Raw genomic sequence first — 20,652 nt, forward strand, 5'->3', positions numbered from 1 at the left:
GATGCTCCTAAGCAAACCCTAGTGAAGCAAGCGGGAAAAGTGCGTGGTACGCCCCGTTGGACTTCTTTCGTTCAAGCGCAGCGCGTTTAAGAAGTCCAGCGGTATTTAAGCGTACAAGCGCACGAACGCTTGCGCAACTAAGTGTTTGCGTGGAGCACGCATGTCTGTTACATTTATCATAGCACCAGAATTCACCGATAAATTCACGCATATTCATATCTTTACGCTTCGGTTGACAATCTTCTTCCATGGGCGATATACTAAAAATCGTTGTCTGACAGATAAATGATAAAAAACAATCGTCCACTTCAAAAAACCTACAATATAATGGAGTACCTATGACATACAAGACGCTTCTCGGTCGCTGCCTGCAATTTATCCCTGTATTTTTCGGCATCACACTTCTCTCCTTCGGTCTCATCTACATTGCTCCCGGCGATCCCGTCGGCATCCGTCTCTCGGCAGGCGGCATCGCCGCCGATCCGCAGCTCGTGGAGCGGATGCGTGCGGAGATGGGTCTCGATCAGCCCTTTCTCGTGCAGTACGGACACTGGCTCATCCATTTCCTCCAAGGCGATATGGGTAAATCCTACATTACCGATCTGCCTGTCGCTGCGACGTTTTGGAAGGCACTCCCCTACACGCTCCGCATGGCGGGTACGGCGATGGGGCTCACACTCCTCATCTCCCTGCCGCTCGGCATCGCCATCGCCGCGTGCCGCAACAGCCGCATGGACTATTGTCTGCGCTTTCTCACATTCGTCCTGAATGCAACGCCCGGCTTTATCATCGGGATTGTCCTCATGTTTATCTTTTCCTATCGGCTCGGATGGATTCCCGTGCTCGCAACGACGAAGCCGATCGGCATGATCCTACCCGCGCTGACCCTTGGACTTGTCATGTCCTCACGCTACATCCGTCAGATTCGAGCGGCGGCACTCGACGAACTGGCAAAGGACTACGTGATCGGACTGCGCGCGCGCGGCATCACGGAGCGCGTGATCCTGTTCCGCAACGTCCTGAAGAACATCATGGTCATCGTCATCACACTCACGGGCATCTCTATCGGCTCGCTCCTCGGCGGCACGGTGATTATTGAGACGATCTTTAACTGGCCGGGTATCGGCAGCCTCATCATGGGGGCAATCGGGAATCGCGACTATCCCGTCATTCAGGCGGTTGTCGTCTGGATGGCACTCGCATTCTTCCTTGTAAATCTCATTGCCGACCTCTCCTATCGCTATTTCAACCCGAAAATCAAGGATCTCTAAATGATGAAGTTCTTTCTGCAAACACCGCTCCTCTTTCGCACGTTTGCGCTCCTCGCGGCACTTATCCTGATCGCAAGCCTCTTCTCCGCGCAGCTTGCCCCCTATGACCCGTATGTGACCGACCCGCAGCTGATCCTAAAGGCACCGTCTGCAGAGCATCTTCTCGGCACGGACAACTACGGCAGGGACATCCTCTCGCGCATTCTCGCGGGTGGAAAAACGAGCATCTTTGCCGCGCTCTTCATCATCCTCGTCGCCGGCTCGCTCGGCAGTCTCATCGGACTGCTCGCGGGCTACTACCGGGGGCGGATGGATGCGATGCTGATGCGTGTAACCGACATCTTTCAGGCATTCCCCGACATCGTCCTTGCTATTGCGGTTGCGGGTGTGCTCGGCGGCGGACTTATGAACGCCGTACTCGCACTCATCCTTACGACATGGACACAGTACGCGCGCATTGCGCGGAGCGCGGCGGTTGCGGCAAAGGAGGAGACATACATACAGGCGGCACGCCTCTCAGGGTGCAGCGATGTGCGAATCCTCTTCGGACACATCCTGCCGAACATCGCAGGGCCGCTCGTCGTCACCGCTGTGCTCCACGTCAGCACAATGATGATGGGGCTCGCGGGGTTGTCCTACCTCGGCATTGGCGTTCAGATTCCCGCTGCCGAGTGGGGTGCGATGATCAGTGAGGGGCAGAAGTATCTCCAACAGGCACCGTGGGCGGCACTCGCCCCGAGCGCGGTGATGGTCGCCGTCATGATGGTGTTCAATATGTTTGGCGATCAGCTGCGTGACCTGCTCGATCCCAAGATGCGGGAAAAACGAGTGTAACGTACAGACAGATTATCTGTATGGATGCTGTGTAATGCCTCAAAGCGAACCCTAGTGAAGCAAGTGAGTAAAGAGTGCGTTTCGCCCCCTGCGGATTTCTTTCGTTCAAGCGAAGCGCGTTTAAGAAGTCCGCAGGTATTTAGGCGAATAAGCACACGATCACTTGCGTAACGAGGCGTTCGCGTGAGGCTTACACAGCGCATACAGCATCTCTGATAAACATTTTTCAGGAGGATTCCCATGAACAAAACACTGAAACGTCTCTGCGCCGCGCTCCTGCTCGCCGTTCCGCTCACCATGAGCGGCTGCGGCGGCTCGGATCAGGCGGCAGACAGCAAGAAAATCGTGCGCGTCGGCGGCACAGTCGCCGTGACGAACTCGATGGATCCCGCGAAGGAGTGGATGGGCTGGTACGCCGTACGCTACGGTGTCGGCGAAACACTCTTCCGTCTCGACGACAGTATGAAGCCGCAGCCGTGGCTCGCCGAGAAGGCGGAGAATGTCGAGCCGACGGTCTGGCGCATCACGCTGAAGGACAATGTCACGTTCTCCAACGGGGAGAAGATGACGGCGGACAAGGTCATCGCTTCGCTCAAACGCACGGCAGAGACGAATGACCGCGCCGCATGGCTGAAGGATGCAGAGTACACGGCAGAGGGAAATGTCCTCACGATCCGTACGAAAGCACCGTATGCGACCCTCGTCAACGATCTGTGCGACCCGTACGCTGTCATCGTCGATGTCGAAGGCACGAAGGACTTTGAGAATGCGCCCATCTGCACGGGGCCGTTTGTCATGAGCAGCTTTGAGGCGGACAAGCACGCCGTCATGACGAAGAACCCGAAGTATTGGGGCGGTGACGTGAAGGTCGACGAGGTCGAGTATACGAAGATCGCAGACTTCAATACGCTTGCAATGGCACTGCAGGGCGATGAGATTGACGTAGCACTGGATCTCAGCCCCGAGACGGCAGAGACGATTGCGGCGAATGACAAGTTTACGGTTGTCAAGACACCGCAGACGCGCACCTATCAGCTCTACATGAACCTCGATAAGCTCACTGATCCTGCGGTTCGTCAGGCGATCATGTACGGTGTCGACAAAAAGACCATCGGCGACCAGTACCTCAAGGGCGCAATGACCGCGTCGAACAGTGCGTTCCTCGCCTCCACCCCCTATGGCGATCCCGCGCTCAAGGCACGCTCCTACGATCCCGAAAAGGCAAAGCAGGTGCTTGCGGCGGCAGGATATACGGACACAAACGGCGACGGCATTGTCGAGAAGAACGGGCAGCCGCTGACCGTCGAGATGGGTGTCTACAAGCGTCTCTTCAACGAGAACATCACAACGGAGATGCAGGCACAGCTCAAGAAAATCGGCATCAACGTCAACATCGTTTCACATGAGAAATCGAACTACTACAAGGCGGGCGAATACGAGATCGGTCTTTACTCCGTCATCACCATGCCAACGGGCGACCCGTATGCATTCCTGCGTGACGTGCTGAGTGCAAAGGGCATTGCAAACTTTGGGCACTACACGAACCCCGTTGTCCAAGCGGCGCTTGCAGAGCTGCCGAACACATTTGATCCGGCAAAGCGCGTCGAACTCGTCAACCGCATTCAGCAGCAGGTGATCGACGACGCGGCGATGGACTTCATTGGGTTCAACAATATGCAGGTCGGCATCTCGAAGAAGGTCACCGGATTCCTCTCCACGCCGAGTGACTACTATCATGTGACAAAGGATCTGGATAAGAAGTGAGCGCACACACAGCGCACAGCGGAGCAGCGTCATGCAGGAACTCTTACGAATTGACCATTTGACTGCGGGGTACGGCGGCGATGCCGTGATCGAGGACATCAGCATCCATCTTCACGCGGGCGAGGTGCTTGGCATTGTCGGCGAGAGCGGCAGCGGCAAATCCACCCTGCTCAAGGCAATTGCGCAGATCTGCGGACTCTCCACCGAGATTCACGCAGGTACGATCTCCTTTAACACGAAAGATCTTGCCGTACTCTCCGAGGGAGAACGGCGCAGGCTGCGCGGCGAGGAGATTGCAATGGTGTTTCAGTATGCAGGCGCGTCACTGAACCCTATGCGGCAGATTGGCACGCAGCTCGTTGAGACGATGCGTGCACACACCGATCTGTCACGTGAGGAAATCTACGCACGCGCGGCAGAGGTATTCGGCGGCATGGGATTTCCCGACGTGCGTCGTATCCTTGCAACGTATCCGTTCGAACTCTCGGGCGGCATGGCACAGCGCGCCGCCATCGCACTTGCCGTCATCCTGCGCCCGCAGCTCCTCCTCGCCGATGAGCCGACCTCGGCACTCGACGCGACAATCCAACTGCAGGTACTCGACGAGCTGCGTGCACTCAAGGAGCGCACGGGGACGGCAATCCTCCTCATCACGCACAACATCGGCGTCGTGCGGCACATCGCCGACCGCGTCGCCGTCATGTGCAAAGGGAAGATCGTCGAGCAGGGCAGCGTGAATGAGGTGCTCGGAAACCCGCAGCATCCCTATACGCGGGAACTGCTTGCAGCCGTACCGAAGATGTCCGCTGCGACACATACGGACTGCGACCACATGGAGCATATGCACGTCACTCAAACCGCCTCCGCAATCACGGAGGAAAAAAACATAAGTGGTGATGAGGGGACACTCCTGCGCTTTGACAACGTCTCCATGCACTTTGACGATGCGGCGGGACGCGTCCAGGCAATCGACGGCATCTCCTTCTCCCTTGCTCGGCGCAAACTCCTTGGCATCGTCGGCGAGAGCGGCAGCGGCAAATCCACCGTTGCAAAGCTCCTCACTGGACTGCATACACCGACGGGCGGGAATATTCTCCTCGACGGCAAGGATATCACCCACGCAGTCGGAAAGGAACGCCGTGCCCTCTACACCCGCATCCAGATGGTGTTTCAGGACGCAGTGGGCTCGTTCAACCCACGCCGCACCATCGGCGCGATGATCGGTGAGACCATCTGCCGTCTGTGTACGCCCGATGAACGCGATACCAAACGGCGCGTCGCCGAACTCCTTACGGAGGTGGGACTTCCCTCCTCCTATGCCACGCGCTACCCGCACGAGATGAGCGGCGGCGAGTGCCAGCGGGCGGCGATTGCGCGGGCGATGGCAGTTCATCCCGAGATCCTCGTCTGCGATGAGGCAACCTCGGCACTTGATGTGTCCGTACAGGCAAAGATCATCGCCCTCCTCCTGCATCTGCAGCGAGAACATGGTATGAGCCTCCTCTTCATCTCACACGATCTGCCGCTCGTCAGCTCCATCGCCAACCGCGTCCTCATCATGCAGAATGGACGCATCGTCGAGCAGGGCGAGACCAGCCGCGTCCTCAGAGAACCAAGCGAGGACTATACGCGGAATCTCCTGCGGGCGGCACTGTAAACTCACACAAAAACGGGACTTCCGTACGAAATACCATTTTATTTCGTACGGAAGTCCCGTTTACTTACTTATCTATGAATGGATATTCTTTTACACAGCAGCAGCTTCGGGCACATTTACCTCAATGCCGAACATTGCCATATCGTCCTCAACATTCGTGATGCCACCGATGCCGAAAGTCTCAACGAGTACCTTTGCGACGTTCGGGGAGAGGAATGCGGGGAGCGTGGGTCCGAGGTGGATGTTCTTCACGCCGAGATGGAGCAGCGCAAGAAGAACAATGACCGCCTTCTGCTCGTACCACGCAATGTTGTACGCAATCGGGAGCTTGTTCACATCATCCAGCCCGAACACTTCCTTCAGCTTCAGCGCGATGAGCGCGAGCGAGTAGGAGTCGTTGCACTGTCCCGCATCGAGCACACGCGGAATACCACCGATGTCGCCGAGATCCTTCTTGATGTACTTGTACTTCGCGCAGCCCGCCGTGAGGATAACCGTGTCATGCGGCAGAGCCTCGGCGAACTCACCGTAGTACTCACGCGACTTCATGCGGCCGTCGCAGCCCGCCATGACAACGAACTTCTTGATCGCGCCGCTCTTCACCGCCTCGACGACCTTGTCCGCCACGGCAAAGACCTGCTCATGCGCGAAGCCGCCGACGATCTCGCCCGTCTCCAGCTCCGTCGGAGGCGCACACTTCTTCGCGCACTCGATGACAGGCGTAAAGTCCTTCTCACCGTTCACGAGCGGGATGTGCGTGCAGCCCGGTACGCCAACCGCAGCCGTCGTGAAGAGACGATCCTTGTAGCTGTCCTTCGGCGGAACAACGCAGTTCGTCGTCATGAGAATCGCGCCGTTAAACTTCTCGAACTCCTCTTTCTGCAGCCACCATGCGTTGCCGTAGTTGCCGACGAGGTTGTCGTACTTCTTAAACGCGGGATAGTAGTGCGCGGGGATCATCTCACCGTGCGTATAGACATCAACGCCCGTGCCCTTCGTCTGCTCCAAGAGACGCTCAAGATCCTTGAGGTCATGCCCGGAGATGAGAATGCCGGGGCGGCTGCCGACGCCGAGCTTCACCTTCGAGATCTCGGGATGTCCATACGTGCTCGTGTTTGCACCATCGAGCAGAGCCATACCGTCCACGCCCCACTTGCCCGTCTCAAGCACAAGTGCTGTCAACGCGTCGCCGTCCATCGTATCGTCGAGGAGCTGTGCCAGTGCACGCTGCATAAAGGCATCGATCTCCTCGTTCTCGTGGCCGAGTGCATTCGCATGCTCGACGTAGGCGGATAGGCCCTTCAGACCGTACGTCGTCAGTTCGCGTAGGCTGCGGACATCCTCGTTCTCCGTCGCAAGCACGCCGACCGTCTTTGCCTTTGCCTCAAAATCCGCACGTGAAGCTGTCCAATGCGCCGCTTCGGGCAGCTTCGATGCATCGGCAAGCTGACTGAGCAGATCCGACTTCAGCGCGAGCGTCTCCTCGATCACATCGATGATCGCCTCACGGTCGAAGTTCGCATTCGTGATCGTAATGAAGAGGTTCATCGTTACGCGATGGTTGACCTCAATCGCAACCTTCTTGCCCTCTGCGCGCAGTGCCGTCGTCACCGCGCCGAGCCCCTTCGTCACATAGACGAGCAGATCCTGCATCTCCGCGACATCCGGCTTCTTTCCGCAGACGCCCTGCACCGTGCAGCCCTTGCCGCCCGCCGTCTCCTGACACTGATAACAAAACATTTTAGCATCCATGAGAAACTCTCCTTTGCTGTCATATACAATACACATTTGTTGTGTTGATTATAGCAAAGGAGTCTCTCCATAGACGTAACATATGTTACCGTGTGCTAATCAATAAAAATTCTCAAATTTAATCATCAAGATTTTCGAGCGCATCCTCACCGAGCAGGTCGACGATCTTCGCACGTGCCTGCGCGCGAATCTCATCATTGATATAGACCTGCGCAAGTGCAACAGCCGCTGCAATCGCCGCCGCATCGTCGGCGAAGCCGATGCCCGGTATAAAGTCCGGAACGAGATCGAGCGGCGAGATCAGATAGCCAAGCGCACCGATGATGCCCGCCTTGATCTTCGTGGGACAGTTCGGCGACTGCGCCACATAGAAGAGGAGCAGCGCCTGATAGATGACCTTCACACCGATCTTGGCGATGTTGTTGCGGATCTTCTCCCAAAGCCCCTCCTCGGAGTACTTGTCCCTGTACTTCTCAATATCGAGATTTTCAATCTCTTCGACTTTGATTTCATCATGTGTGCTCATGTCACAACCTCCATTTGATCCCTACTTATACTGTATACGAATTTTTCGTACAACAATCCCATTTTTCGTCCGAAAATCTCCTGTACCCATTGACCTCAGACCAGCTTCCTGAATACATAGAATCCGACCACAGCCTGCAGGAGGCTGAGCGCGGCGAGCATGCCAAATGCTGTCGTGAGGCTCGTATGCGCGGAGACGAAGCCGATGGCGGCAGGACCTGCGAGTACGCCGAGATAGCCCATCGTGCTGACCGCAGAGACCGCCGTGCCGACGGGCATAACGTTCTGCCGCCCCATGAGGGAGAAGAAGACGGGCACGATGTTCGCACTGCCGATGCCGATGGCGAAGAAACCGAGATACAGGAGCGCATCCACGGGCGCGAACATGACGAGCAGGATGCCGACGAACGTGAGCAGTGCACCGCCCACGGCGACGGGGCACTGACCGACCTTCTGCGTCGTGCGATCGCCGAGGAAGCGCATGAGCAGCATAGCGGCAGAGAAGACGGAGAAGCCAACGCCCGCAAGCGAGAGATCCATGCCGCGCACCGTCGTGAGGTAGACGCCGCTCCAGTCCATGACCGCGCCCTCACTGAGGAATGCAATGAACGCCGCCACGCCGATGAAGGCGACAATCCCGCGTGGGATGGCGATGAGTGTGCCACCGCCCCCGCCATAGGGAATGAGATACCTGCCGAACGCAGCCGTCAGCGTGAGCATGAGTGCTGCGGCAATCAGGGTTGACTGAAGCGGCGTCACCCCCACGAGACCAACCCAGACGCCGTAGAGACCCGCGCCGACGAAGCCGCCGAGACTCCAAAAGGCATGCATGCCGCTCATGATGCGCCGCCCGATCCCCTGCTCCACGATGACCGCCGCAATATTCATGACAACATCGACACAGCCCATCAGTCCGCCAAAGAGGAAGATGACGGGAACAGCGACCCGGAAGGAGTCTACAAAGCAGATAGAGAGAAGACTCACTGCATAGAGGACTGCCCCCACGATCAGCACGCGCCTACATCCGATGCGCTCAGCAAGCGTTCCCGCAAGCGGCATGGTGACGATTGACCCAATTCCGATACAGAGGAGGAGCAGCCCCAGAAGATCATCCCCGATTACGAGGCGCTCACGCAGAACAGGCACGAGCGGTGCCCACGATGCCGCGCCAAAGCCGCTGACAAAGAAGATCGCACGCGTCGCGTTTGCCTCGCGGTCGCCAATCTTCGTCTCTCTTTCTCCAAATTCCGTCATTTCCATTTCCCCCCCTAGCTGCATGCCGCCCGAACGGCGCGCAAAAAACTTCTGCCATTCTATCACAGCATGGCAAAAAAGCAAGTACCGCCTTTACACAATGTTTTCTTCGTAGTATATTGAAAAGCACCGTTAAAAAGGGGAAACAGGAGACACTTATGAATCAACAGGGCGAACGCCAAAAAATTTGGACGCGCGAGTTTATCGGGATGAGCCTGAGCAACACCTTCATCTATGTTGCACAGTATGCCATGATCGCGGCACTTCCCATTGTCATCATGACGGAGTACGGCGGCGGCGATGTCGAGGCGGGTCTTGCGATGACCTTCTTCCAGATCGGCACGGTCGTCGCCCGCCCCTGCGCAGGCATCCTCATCGATGCCGTCAACAAGCGGAGGCTCATGATTTCCATTCTGACAGTATTCTTCATCCTCATGTGCAGCTTTGCATTCGCTGCGACGCTCTCCGCACTCTACGGTCTGCGCCTCGTGCACGGAGTCGTCTTTGCCGTTGCAACCACGACAGCGGCAGCGCTCGCCGCTCTCATCCTCCCGCCCGCACGTAAGGGTGAGGGCATCGGCTACTTCGCCCTCTCGACGAATCTTGCGATGGTCGCAGGTCCCATGATCGGACTTTTGATCTTGGAGTATTTCACCCCAACCGTACTCTTTGCCGCGCTCAGCGTACTCGCCGCCATCTCCATCGCAGCTGGCGGGGCGCATCGTCTGCCGGACGAGATCATCCTGCCCGCGAAGACACAGCGCGCACTCTCCGTCACTACATTCATCGAACGGCGTGCGCTCGCGCCCGCGCTCATTGCAGGGATTCTCTTCTTCGCGTACGGCAGCGTGCTCACCTTCATCCCGCTCTACACGCGCAGCCTCGGTCTCTCCACCGAGACGAGCCTCTTCTACGCGTGCTATGCGGGCGCAATCCTCGTGACGCGCCCCTTCGTCGGACGCATCTTCGACCGAAAGGGATCGGACTACACCGTCTATCCGGGGCTCGTCCTCTTCGCCGCGGGGATGTTCCTTCTCGGCAATATCGAGGGACTGTCGGGGCTGATTGCCGCCGCACTCCTCCTCGGTGCAGGCTTCGGCGCGGTGACGCCCGCCCTGCAGACACTTGCCGTACGCAGTGCGCCGCCCGCGCGTGCAGGTGTCGCCACTGCCACCTACTTCTGGTCACTCGACATCAGTGTCGGACTCGCCGCCGCAGGGCTTGGCGTTGTCGCCGTCACCTACGGCTACGCATTCACCTACAGCATCGTCGACGTTGCTGTCATCGCCGTAGGTACGCTTTGCTACGCACTGTGGCGCAGATCTGCGCGCATGTAAAAGGCGCGGCTCTGTGCCGCGCCCCTCATCAATCTGTACTGCCGTCCGTCGGACGGCTTTTTTTGTCGAGCTGCTCCCGCAACTCCTTCTCATGCGCCTCACGCGCCTTCTTTTTCTCCTTCATCCGCTTCTCGTAGGCGCGCTTGTCCACCGCCTCGAGATATTCGTCCGGAATGCGCCCCAAGGCGTCCTTTTCGACGGCGTAGAGCTTCTTGAAATACTCCTGCGCCTGTGTCTTCTCCCCCATCTCATCATAGAGCTCGGCGGCAATCAGATAGCCGTACGGATTCTTCGCGTCCACCTCAATCGCCTTCAGTGCGTCCGAGAGCGCACCCGTGCGGTCGCCGAGCATGCGGCGCACATCCGAGCGGTTCAGCCACGTGTAGACATCCTTCGGGTCATCCGCAACGCCGCGATCGGCATTCGCGAGTGCCTGCGCCGCATCGCCCTGCACGGCATACGCACGTGCGCGGATGACATAGCTGAGCGCACGGCTGTCATCGTGCTCCGAGGCAAAGACGCGATCCATCAGCGCGAGTGCCCGCTGACTGTCGCCGTAGTCGCTGTACGCATCGCTGTTCTCACGCATCTTCTTGATCGCCTTTGCATCAGCATTCTCGACCTCACTGCGCTCTGCCGCCCGTGCATCCGCACGTGCCTTCTCCTCTGCGCGCAGCTTCTCGCGTGCACCCGTCTCCGCCTCACGTGCATATGCTTCATGAACAAGCGAAATAAGCTGCGCCCCCGCCCGCTCCTTTGCAAGAAAGTGCACGAGCAGCTCGTTCACGCGCGCATCGCCGCCGAGCGTCGCGCCGCCCTCCCGCGTAAGGGCAAGCCCCCAGTCCTCCGCCCGATCATAGTCATGAAAGGCGCGTGCAAGTGCACCCGCGACGAGATAGGCATTCTCGGGGCTGTTGTCGTACTCCTCATCTGTCCATGTAACCGTGAGGAGCGGCGTCCCGTCGATGCAGACCGTCTTGCGGTCAGTGACCGTCACATGCCCCGCACTGTAGTCCGTCATGAACTGCGCGAGCTTCACCTCGCGCCGCTCCGTTGCAGGATGGTCGGAGAAATCGTCCTGCGGCAGATCCTTCTGCGTCGGATCCTGATACTCCGCAAGCTCCTGCGTCACATAGGTCAGATAATAGCCCATGCGCGCCATCGCCGCCGCCCCGCCGCCGGGGTTGAAGCCCGCACTCGTCATGATACGGAAGCCGCCCTCATCCGCCTCATACTCCGTGGGCAGGGTGACATTCTTCGCGACAGAGTACCCCACGAGCGCATTGAGCTTGTTCCAGTCCATGAGTCCGAAGTTCATATTGAGGAAGCTCATGCCGTAGAACTGCGCCGCCGCCTGCGCATAGTTGTGTGCGCTGTGCTGGCGGATGCCGTGCGTCATCTCGTGCCCGAGCACGGCGGCGAGCTCGTCCACATTGCTGTTCAGCCCGCGGATGAGTCCGCGGTTGATCGTCACATAGTCCGTCGGATAGCACGCGGCGTTGAAGACAGGGCTGTCCGTAACTGCCCACGTAAAGGGCAGCGAGTTCACGCGCAGCACATAGTCGCCGTCACGCACAAGGCGCTCCATGATCCCGTCCACGAGCTCGATGTCGCGCGCATTCCGCGCGCGCCCGTTCTCTGCAAGGTCCTGCCGCTGACTCTGCACCTGTGCACTCACATCGTTGCCGAGTGCAAGCACCGCGCCGAGCGCCGAATGATATGCACCGAGCACGCCGAGTGCCTGCGCCGCAATCCCCCACGCGTCAATCGCCTCCGCGCGCGCAGGCGGGAAGAATACGCTCCCCGCGATCACAAGCGCTGCGAGCAGAGAGCTTGTTGTTTTGCACATCATTACTGCCTAACGTATGTCTGGAGGAAGCGCGCGCTGTCAAGATCGTTGCGGGCGATGCAGTAGTCCACCGCCGTTTTTCCCGACTGATCTCGAACTGCAGGGTCTGCGCCCGCATCGAGCAGGATTTTGAGGACATTTTGACGGTCGCCCGCCGGAATCCACATCTGTGCAAAGTAGGTGAGCGGCGTTGTACCGCCGTTGCTTGTCACATAGTTCACATTGATGCCCTGTGCGATCAGATAGCGCATGACATTGAGATCATCGGACGATATACCGAGGGTAAAGAGTGCGTTGTAAAAGCCGTAACCATAGCTCCACGAAAGCCCATTGATATCCGCCCCCCAGTTGTGCAGATATTGGACGAGTGCGAGATCGCCCTTGTCCGCTGCTGCCACGAGATAGGAGTGCGTCCGGTTTTCCCCGCGGTCAAAGACATAACCCTGCACATCCGCGCCGCGCTCGAGAAGGAACTGGATTGTCGTGCGATTGTTCATGTGCATCGCACGGCCGAGCGGGGTCGTGTCCTTCACACTGTAGTAGGCGTTGATATCGACGCCCTTGTCGAGCATCAGCTGCATGGTATTGTAATCCGCCTTCTCGATGGCAAGGAAGAACATATTCTCATCCGTCGTGAGGGCGCGGTCAATGTACGGCGTCGTGATCTGCCCCGGAATGTAGATGGAAGGGCGCGTGCCGGGCACAGCCGTGGGCGCTGTCACGGCGGGCGAAACAACGGGCGCATCCGCAAAGAATACGCCCGCAGCCTCCGCCGCCGGCAGAGATGCGCCGCCGGCAGCGAGAACAGCTGCCATCATTGTTGCTGTCATAAACTTTTTCATAAAAAATCCCCCTTATCCGAGACATATGATTTCGAGTTTGCTTTGCACTGATAATAATTCGTTGCGCATATTCTATTTCCTCCATAGCTACCCAATGTTCCAAAAAATCCCGCCTCTTTCCCGTATTCTATGCTATACTTGAAGGACACGAAGCGAAGGAGGAAATACAATGGAATTCAATGAACTCATTCAGGAACGGTTCTCCTGCCGCGCACTCTCGGATGCGGAGCTTCCGCACGCGGCAATGGATCGCATCATCGAGGCGGCGCGCGTTGCACCGACGGCGGTCAACAAGCAGCCGTTCAAGATCTGGGCGATCGAGAGTCCCGAGGCGCGTGCAAAGATTGCGGAGACGACAAACTACACCTTCGGCGCGTGCGTCTTCCTCGTCGTCGGCGGCAAGCGTGAAGAGGCGTGGATACGCCCCTACGATGGACGGAACTTTGCCGACGTGGATGCCGCCATTGTCGCGACTCACATCATGCTCGCCATTCACAACGAGGGTCTGCGCTCAACATGGGTCGGACATTTCGACGCGCCCAAACTCAAAGAGACATTCCCTCAGATGGCAGACTACGACCTCATCGCCATCTTCCCCATCGGCTACCCAACCGAAAAGGGCATCCCCTCCCCGCGCCACACACAGCGTAAGGCTGCTGTGGAGATTGTGGAAGTATTGTAGGAGTGCCCCACATACACAAAAATCCCCCGCCGCAGCGGGGGATTTTTGTGTCCGTATCGGAATATCTTACTTCGTGAAGCCAAACGCGCGCTTGCCCGGATAGATTGCGCTGCCGCCGAGCTCTTCCTCAATGCGGAGGAGCTGGTTGTACTTCGCAACGCGCTCGGAGCGGGACGGTGCACCCGTCTTGATCTGCCCCGTGTTGAGCGCGACAGCGAGGTCGGCAATCGTCGTGTCCTCGGTCTCGCCCGAGCGATGCGACGTGACCGCCGTGTAGCCCGCCTTGTGCGCCATCTTGATCGCCTCGAGCGTCTCGGAGACAGAGCCGATCTGGTTGAGCTTGATGAGGATGGAGTTGCCCGCGCCGAGCTCGATGCCCTTCTTCAGACGCTCCGTATTCGTGACGAAGAGGTCGTCGCCAACGAGCTGAACCTTGTGTCCAAGTGCCTTTGTCATCGCCTTCCAGCCGTCCCAGTCCTCCTCATCGAGACCATCCTCGATCGAGTAGATCGGGAACTGGTCGACGAGCGACTCCCAATGCTTGATGAGTTCATCGGACGTAAACTTCTTGCCGGACTTCGGCTGATGGTAGAAGCCCTTGCCCTTCTCACGATCCTTCCACTCGGACGACGCCGCATCCATCGCAAGGACGAAATCCGTGCCAGGCTTGTAGCCGGCATTCTCGATCGCCTTCAGGATGTGCTCGATCGTGTCCTCATCGGAGTCGAGGTCAGGCGCAAAGCCGCCCTCGTCGCCGACCGCCGTCGTCTTGCCTTCCTTCTTGAGGAGGGACTGGAGGGAGTGGAAGACCTCGGTCGACCAGCGCAGAGCCTCGCGGAACGTCGGAGCACCTGCGGGCATAATCATGAACTCCTGCGTGTCAACGGAGTTCGACGCATGTGCGCCGCCGTTGAGGATGTTCATCATCGGCACGGGCAGGACGTTCGCCTGCAGACCGCCGAGGAAGCGATAGAGCGGAATATCCTCGGACTTTGCCGCCGCATCCGACGCCGCAATCGAGACTGCGAGGATCGCATTCGCGCCGAGCTTGGACTTATCCTTCGTGCCGTCCACATCGAACATCGCCTGATCGACGGCATAGATGTCGCTCGCCTCGATGCCGACGAGGGCGGGCGCAATCTTCTCGTTTACGTTCTCAACCGCCTTGGAGACCCCCTTGCCGCCGAACTTCGACTTGTCGCCGTCACGCAGCTCAAGCGCCTCGAACTCGCCTGTGGACGCGCCCGACGGGGACGCACCACGGCCGATCGTGCCGTCCTCGAGCACAACCTCCGCCTCAACGGTCGGATTGCCGCGCGAGTCGATGATCTCGCGTCCGATAACCTGAGCGATTCTTAAGTAATCACGCATGAATATTCCTCCTCATCACCAAACAAAGGGAGCATCCCCTCCGAATACGCCGCTCTATAGAGCGTATTCTCCTTCTCAATATTATACGATTTTTTTTCTCAAAAAGCAATGCAGGAGCCGCATGCAGAGTCCCATATCTGAGATATTTCTAAGAAATTCCTCAAGCACTGCACAGTACATCGATCACACAAAAATTTTCGATATTTTTCACTCTTAATGTATCTTTTTTTGTATTGTGTGACTTGGGTTACAAAATTTTCAAAAATAATATGATATAATACAGATGTCAACGGGAACTACGAAACGTCCTCCCCGACATTTTCCCCGTTGATCATCCCTCTATAGGAACGTTTCCCTGCGTTCCTCATTGTAAGGCAAATAACCCTTACATCCCATTTCTCAAGCCGCAGGTTTTTCCCGACCTGCGCGCATCCCTTTCCAGGAAAAAGAGCCGCTTGGCACCCCGCCAACGGCTCTTTTTCTATTTTCTTTTTTTATCCGATTTTATCCGAGTGCGACATCGAGCATCATCATGAGCGAGAAGCCCGCTGCGAACGAGATGACGCCCACATCCGAATGCTCCCCCTCACTCATCTCCGGAATCAACTCCTCGACGACGACGTAAAGCATCGCACCCGCTGCAAATGCGAGTGCATATGGCAGAATCGGCACGACGAGAGCCGTCGCGAGAATCGTGAGTGCCCCCCCGATCGGCTCTACTGCGCCAGATAGGACGCCGCCGCCGAACGCACGCCACTTCCCCATCCCCGCCGCACGCAGCGGCATGGATATGATCGCGCCCTCGGGAAAGTTCTGAATTGCAATGCCGAGCGAGAGCGCGAGCGCTGCGCCGAGCGTAATCCCCTCGCTGCCGCTCATCCACCCCGCATAGATCGCGCCGACCGCCATCCCCTCTGGGATATTGTGGAGCGTCACCGCAAGACAGAGCATCGTCGTCCGCGAGAGACGGCTGTGCGGCCCCTCTGCTTTCTTTGCGTTCATGTGCAGATGCGGGATGATGTGGTCGAGCGCAAGCAGGAAGAGGGTTCCTGCCCAGAAACCCACAACGGCAGGTACAAACGCAAGCTGCCCCATCTCCGCAGAGCCTTCCATCGCGGGGATCAGCAGGCTCCAGATCGACGCCGCAACCATCACGCCCGCTGCAAAGCCCGTCAGCCCGCGCTGCACGTTGCGGTTCAGCGCCCCCTTGAGAAAGAATACGCAGCCCGCACCGAGCGCCGTGCCGATGAACGGTATCATCAATCCTTGAAAAATATCCAACATAAGTGTTCACCTCATGACGGATATTATAGCACGTTCACTTCTTATTCACAAATGATAATTTTTTCAATAATATTGCAAAAAAGAGCGACTCCTCTCCCATAAGAGCTGAGCCGCTTCGTATGATTATTCCAACGTGACGATCTTATTCTTGAGCACGTAGACGAGTGCCTGTGTACGGTCATTGACCTTGAGCTTGTGAAAGATGCTCGTCAAGTGGTTCTTGACGGTCTTTTCGCTGAGGCCAAGAGCCTTGCCGATATCCTGATTCGAGAGCCCCTTTGCGATGCAGCCGAGCACATCCATCTCGCGCGGTGTGAGGCGTTCGCCGCGGCTCTCGTCCCAGATCTCCTTTGCCATGCGGCTGACATCGCCGTAGACCGCGGTGCTGCCAAAGAGGCGCTCCGCGAGCTTCGGATAGACGAATGGATTGCCCTCGTTGACCATGTGGATTGCCTTGATGAGGACGTTCGGCTCAACATCCTTCAGCAGGTAGCCGAGCGCGCCGTTCTTCAGGAGCTCGAGCACATAGTTGTCGCTGTCATGGATTGTGAGCGCAATGATCTTCGTGCGCGAGCGCGCCTGCTTGAGCTGCTTCGTGACATCGAGTCCCGTCAGCCCCGGCATATTGATGTCGAGCAGGAGGATGTCAGGCTTCAGCATGAGCGTGCGCGCGAGGGCTTCCTGTCCGTCCTCCGCTTCGCCGACGACCTCGAGATCATCCTCGAAGTTCAACACACGCTTGATTCCCTGGCGCAAAAGTGCGTGATCATCCGCAAGTAATATCCTGATTGCCACTGACATCTCCTCTTTTCCATGCATCCTGCATTTAGGAATCACTGATAATCACTGATTCCTTATATATCTATTCTTCATCCAACACGTGAGCTGTGAGAAAAATCATGAGTTCGGTCTCGGTCTTGCTCGTCCGCACGGAGCGGAAAAACGCGCCAAGTATGGGAATGTCTCCGAGAAACGGTATTTTTGAAAGCGATCGTGATTCATCACTGTCGATGAGGCCGCCGATCACCATCGTCTCGCCGTTTTTCAGACGGACGGTCGTGTCTGCACTCCGCTTCTGAAAGCGGTACGCCTTGAGATCCTCGACAAAGACAGGCGTGCTGACTTCTGTGTGCACACGCGCGACAATGTTGCCGTCTGCGGTGACACGCGGCGTATAGCGCAGGATGATTCCCGCCTCGCGGTAGTCAATGCCTGTCGTGGTGACGGTATTCGAGGTCGTCGTGCGCGGTACAGGTACCTCCGCGCCGATGTTGATGAGCGCCTCGTGTCCCTGCACTGTCGTGATGTTCGGACGTGCAAGCATCTTTGCCCTGCCGTCCGTGATGAGCGCGCGAATCGCCGCGGAGTAGTAGAACTCGAAGGGAACGCCCTCGGGTCCTCTGCCAAAGCGGATGATCCCCGGTGCGCTCGTCCCCTCGTTTCCAGCATTCCGCCCGCCAACCTCCCATGCGCCATCATCGCCGCGCCTAACACGCGGATACTGCGGGAGCGCTGACCATGACCAGTCCACGCCGAGTTCCTTTGCCGCCTGCTTAGAGATAGCAATGACACGAGCCTCAAGCGATACCTGCCGTGGAGCGACATCGAGTGCGGAGATAATTTCGCGCACGGAAAGAGCCTCAGATTCTGTCCCATAAAAGAGAAGTGTATTCGTTGCCCGATCGACGAGCACACGCCGCTGGGTATCAGAATCTGAGCCCTCATTCCATCTCTCTTCGTTATTTTTCGACACTATTGCCCGTTTTCCTTCACCTGTTAGGGATAAATTTGCAGCATGTGCCAATTCCTCCGGGTCGGCATAGCGCACGGTGTAGACGTGCACGCGCCGATTCTCCGTGCGTGCGTCTGCAGAAAGTGCAAGAAAGACCGAACCGTGCCGCTCGATGTGAATGCCGCGTGCGGCAGCCACGAGGCGCAGAACCTCCTCGCCCTCGCCTGTCAGATGCGCCGTCACCGCCCCCGCCACACCGTCGTCAACGATGAGGGGGATGTTCGCCATGCGTGCAACAGCAAGTAGAACGGCACGCACATCGCCGCCCGTCACGTCGATCGTCACGGGTGCGGCAGCGGCAGGAACGGAGAGGAGGAGTGTCCACACAAGAGCTGCTGCTGTCATCCATCGTTTCATACAGTTCTACTCCCTCGCTACCGTGATGCTGCCCGACATCGTCTCCAATGTCGCAGATGTGTCCGTCAGTCCTCGGAGGGTATGTCCCTCCCACGTCTCTCCAACGCTCAGTGCCGCGCCCTCTGTCCCCTTGCCGAGGATGGCGATGCGCACGCCGTTCGCATCCGTCACCACACCGCGCAGGACGAGCGGCGCGGGAGGAGGTGCGGGAGGAGTGCTTGCAGGTGAAGGCTGTGCCAGTGAAACAGGCTGCAGCGGTGAATGTCCGTCACCCTTGGATTTTTCTATGGCAGGAGAAGTCTCCGCAATCGCCTCATGCGCGTACGAAAAAGGATTGCGCAGCGGCATTTTCTGCGCCGCTGCAGAAAGTCCTGCAATCTCCGTTGCTGACTGCGGCACAGGCTCCTGTTGAAGTGTGACGACAGTCTCCGTATCATCTGTCCACAGGAGCGCAATGCCGCTGATTCCGCCCAAAAGAAATGCACCAATGAGCACCATCTGTCGCGCAGACAATTCGCGCAGACGCGCACGCCACATTTCGATCACAAGAACCTCCCGCTATTTCCTAAAACACAGAAAGGGACTGCCGCAGCAGCCCCTCCCCTCATGAAGGCATCCACCTTCGAAAATTTATCCCTTCAGCGCCTGAAGCTTCGGCCCCATGATCCGCTTGTACGCCTCCACACCCGGCTGATCGAATGCGTCCACATCCGCGAGCTCGCCCTCGTAGGCGACAGACATCGCAAGCAGGTAGAGCAGCTCGCCGAGATGGTACGGCGTCAGCTCCGGCAGAGCAAAGACGGCGCTGTATCGCTTGTTCGACGCAAGTGCGTCCGCGTTCGACTGACGCGCAACCTCGAGCGCCGCCCCCATCGTGACGCCCGCAATATCCGCGAGCTTCTTCACATCGGGGAAGACGTTCGGGATGACGAGATCATCCGCCCATTTATCCACGCGGATAAACTGCACAACCTTGTTGAGTTTGCCCTCCTGGTGCTGCTGCGTCTGTGCGTGCATATCGGTCGTGCCGACGGCGACAACCGGCGTGCGCCCGTAGCAGACCTCCTTGCCCTCCTTGTTGAACTGCTTTCCGAGGGATTCGGCAAGCAGCTGGATGTACCACTCGGAGACGGATTTCAGATAGTCTCCATACGGCATCATGACCTCAATGTCTCGCCCGTGCTTCTCCGACGCAGCAAACTTCAGCGCCGCATTGAGCATTGCAGGGTTCTGCCAGAGATCGTCATTCTGACATGCCTTGTCCATATCGCGTGCGCCCGCAAGGAAGCTCTCGATGTCAAAGCCGATGCACGCGGCAAGCGTCAGTCCGACCTCAGTGAACACCGTGAAGCGCCCGCCTACGCCGTCCGGCACAGCAAACTGCTTCCACCCCTTGTCCATCGCGAGTTTCTTCAGCAGCGTCGGCTTCGCCTCATTCGGGTCGGTGACCGCGACCACCTCGACCTCGATGTTGTCCGCCTTCATGAACGCGTCATACATGACCATGAAGTTCGACATTGTATCGAGCGTGCCGCCCGACTTCGAGATGACGAGGAGCATGATGCGCAGCGGCTGTCCGCCGTGCGTCTTCTTGATCTGCGCAACGTCTTTCAGATGATTGATGATGTCGCCTGTGCGGCGCGGGTCGATGTTGTTGCCGCTGAAGTAGATGCGCGGGTAGTTATTGCGCTGCTCGTTCGAGAGCGAGTTCCAAAGCTCGCCGCAGTGCACATCGAACAGTACCTTGTTCCCGAGGAACGAGCCGCCGATACCGAGCGAAATCACGACATCCGTATTCTGCTGCACATACTTGCCGAACTCCTTCAGCCGCGCAATCGACGCGGGTGAGTTGATATGCCCGTCTTCTATGTAGGGTGTCTGCGAGAAGAGCACCTTCTCAGGCTCGCCGTCCTTCGAGAGATGTGCACGGATGAAGCCGTTCTTGCGCATGACCTTCATCGCCTCATGCGCCTTCTTCAGATCCTCTGCGTAGAATGCGAGGTCGGCGTCCGTCACCTTGCCCTCGCCATAGAGATTGTCATAGTCAAATGTAAATCCGGATTTCAGTACAAGGCTCATCA

17 protein-coding genes are annotated in these 20,652 nt (G+C 57.8%); 6 read left to right on the forward strand and 11 right to left on the reverse strand.

Going from position 1 to position 20,652, the window contains the following annotated elements; genetic code table 11:
- Window positions 1-338 precede the first annotated feature (338 nt).
- The 4 genes from HMPREF9163_RS04020 (at window position 339) to HMPREF9163_RS04035 (ending at window position 5,526) form a co-directional block, all read left to right on the forward strand.
- Window positions 339-1,271, forward strand: a complete 933-nt coding sequence (locus HMPREF9163_RS04020; RefSeq protein ID WP_009440385.1) for an ABC transporter permease — start codon at window positions 339-341, stop codon at window positions 1,269-1,271.
- On the forward strand, window positions 1,272-2,105 hold the full coding sequence (locus HMPREF9163_RS04025; protein WP_009440386.1) for an ABC transporter permease: 834 nt from the start codon (window positions 1,272-1,274) through the stop codon (window positions 2,103-2,105). It begins immediately after the preceding gene.
- Between the two features lie 240 nt (window positions 2,106-2,345).
- Window positions 2,346-3,869 carry an ABC transporter substrate-binding protein gene (locus tag HMPREF9163_RS04030; protein ID WP_009440387.1) on the forward strand — a complete coding sequence of 508 codons (1,524 nt, stop codon included), beginning with the start codon at window positions 2,346-2,348 and terminating at the stop codon, window positions 3,867-3,869.
- A gap of 31 nt (window positions 3,870-3,900) precedes the next feature.
- On the forward strand, window positions 3,901-5,526 hold the full coding sequence (locus HMPREF9163_RS04035; protein ID WP_009440389.1) for an ABC transporter ATP-binding protein: 1,626 nt from the start codon (window positions 3,901-3,903) through the stop codon (window positions 5,524-5,526).
- Between the two features lie 90 nt (window positions 5,527-5,616).
- On the opposite strand, the gene hcp is transcribed toward HMPREF9163_RS04035, so the two are convergent.
- From hcp to HMPREF9163_RS04050, 3 genes are all read right to left on the reverse strand, one after another.
- Window positions 5,617-7,278 (reverse strand): hydroxylamine reductase, encoded by a 1,662-nt coding sequence (gene hcp / locus HMPREF9163_RS04040; RefSeq protein WP_037345982.1) that lies wholly within the window; start codon window positions 7,276-7,278, stop codon window positions 5,617-5,619.
- 118 nt (window positions 7,279-7,396) lie between these two features.
- Window positions 7,397-7,804: a YkvA family protein gene (locus tag HMPREF9163_RS04045; protein ID WP_009440391.1), complete on the reverse strand. Its 408-nt coding sequence runs from the start codon at window positions 7,802-7,804 to the stop codon at window positions 7,397-7,399.
- A gap of 95 nt (window positions 7,805-7,899) precedes the next feature.
- Window positions 7,900-9,057 carry an MFS transporter gene (locus HMPREF9163_RS04050; protein ID WP_037346025.1) on the reverse strand — a complete coding sequence of 386 codons (1,158 nt, stop codon included), beginning with the start codon at window positions 9,055-9,057 and terminating at the stop codon, window positions 7,900-7,902.
- Between the two features lie 158 nt (window positions 9,058-9,215).
- Here HMPREF9163_RS04050 and HMPREF9163_RS04055 point away from each other — a divergent pair, with 158 nt between their 5' ends.
- Window positions 9,216-10,394 carry an MFS transporter gene (locus tag HMPREF9163_RS04055; protein WP_037345985.1) on the forward strand — a complete coding sequence of 393 codons (1,179 nt, stop codon included), beginning with the start codon at window positions 9,216-9,218 and terminating at the stop codon, window positions 10,392-10,394.
- 28 nt (window positions 10,395-10,422) lie between these two features.
- Here the strand turns inward: HMPREF9163_RS04055 and HMPREF9163_RS04060 are convergent, their stop codons facing one another.
- On the reverse strand, window positions 10,423-12,246 hold the full coding sequence (locus HMPREF9163_RS04060; protein ID WP_009440394.1) for a M48 family metallopeptidase: 1,824 nt from the start codon (window positions 12,244-12,246) through the stop codon (window positions 10,423-10,425).
- Window positions 12,246-13,085 carry an ankyrin repeat domain-containing protein gene (locus tag HMPREF9163_RS04065; RefSeq protein ID WP_009440395.1) on the reverse strand — a complete coding sequence of 280 codons (840 nt, stop codon included), beginning with the start codon at window positions 13,083-13,085 and terminating at the stop codon, window positions 12,246-12,248. Before HMPREF9163_RS04065 ends, HMPREF9163_RS04060 begins: the two co-directional genes overlap by 1 nt.
- A gap of 169 nt (window positions 13,086-13,254) precedes the next feature.
- Here HMPREF9163_RS04065 and HMPREF9163_RS04070 point away from each other — a divergent pair, with 169 nt between their 5' ends.
- A complete protein-coding gene (locus tag HMPREF9163_RS04070) occupies window positions 13,255-13,767 on the forward strand; it encodes a nitroreductase family protein (RefSeq protein WP_009440396.1) in 513 nt (170 codons plus the stop codon).
- Window positions 13,768-13,833: 66 nt separating this feature from the next.
- On the opposite strand, the gene eno is transcribed toward HMPREF9163_RS04070, so the two are convergent.
- The 6 genes from eno to HMPREF9163_RS04100 form a co-directional block, all read right to left on the reverse strand.
- Window positions 13,834-15,138, reverse strand: coding sequence for a phosphopyruvate hydratase (eno, locus tag HMPREF9163_RS04075; protein WP_009440397.1), 1,305 nt, complete (start codon window positions 15,136-15,138; stop codon window positions 13,834-13,836).
- Between the two features lie 504 nt (window positions 15,139-15,642).
- A complete protein-coding gene (locus HMPREF9163_RS04080) occupies window positions 15,643-16,422 on the reverse strand; it encodes a ZIP family metal transporter (RefSeq protein ID WP_009440399.1) in 780 nt (259 codons plus the stop codon).
- Between the two features lie 123 nt (window positions 16,423-16,545).
- Window positions 16,546-17,217, reverse strand: coding sequence for a response regulator transcription factor (locus HMPREF9163_RS04085; RefSeq protein WP_009656547.1), 672 nt, complete (start codon window positions 17,215-17,217; stop codon window positions 16,546-16,548).
- Window positions 17,218-17,284: 67 nt separating this feature from the next.
- Window positions 17,285-18,571, reverse strand: coding sequence for a secretin N-terminal domain-containing protein (locus HMPREF9163_RS04090; RefSeq protein WP_009440401.1), 1,287 nt, complete (start codon window positions 18,569-18,571; stop codon window positions 17,285-17,287).
- A 6-nt stretch (window positions 18,572-18,577) separates the two neighbouring features.
- Window positions 18,578-19,108 carry a hypothetical protein gene (locus tag HMPREF9163_RS04095; protein WP_232296660.1) on the reverse strand — a complete coding sequence of 177 codons (531 nt, stop codon included), beginning with the start codon at window positions 19,106-19,108 and terminating at the stop codon, window positions 18,578-18,580.
- A gap of 93 nt (window positions 19,109-19,201) precedes the next feature.
- Entirely contained in the window at window positions 19,202-20,650 is a 1,449-nt protein-coding gene (locus tag HMPREF9163_RS04100; RefSeq protein ID WP_009440403.1) for a hypothetical protein, read from the reverse strand.
- Window positions 20,651-20,652: the final 2 nt, after the last annotated feature.

The organism is Selenomonas sp. oral taxon 138 str. F0429, assembly GCF_000318175.2.
Taxonomy (GTDB): domain Bacteria; phylum Bacillota; class Negativicutes; order Selenomonadales; family Selenomonadaceae; genus Centipeda; species Centipeda timonae.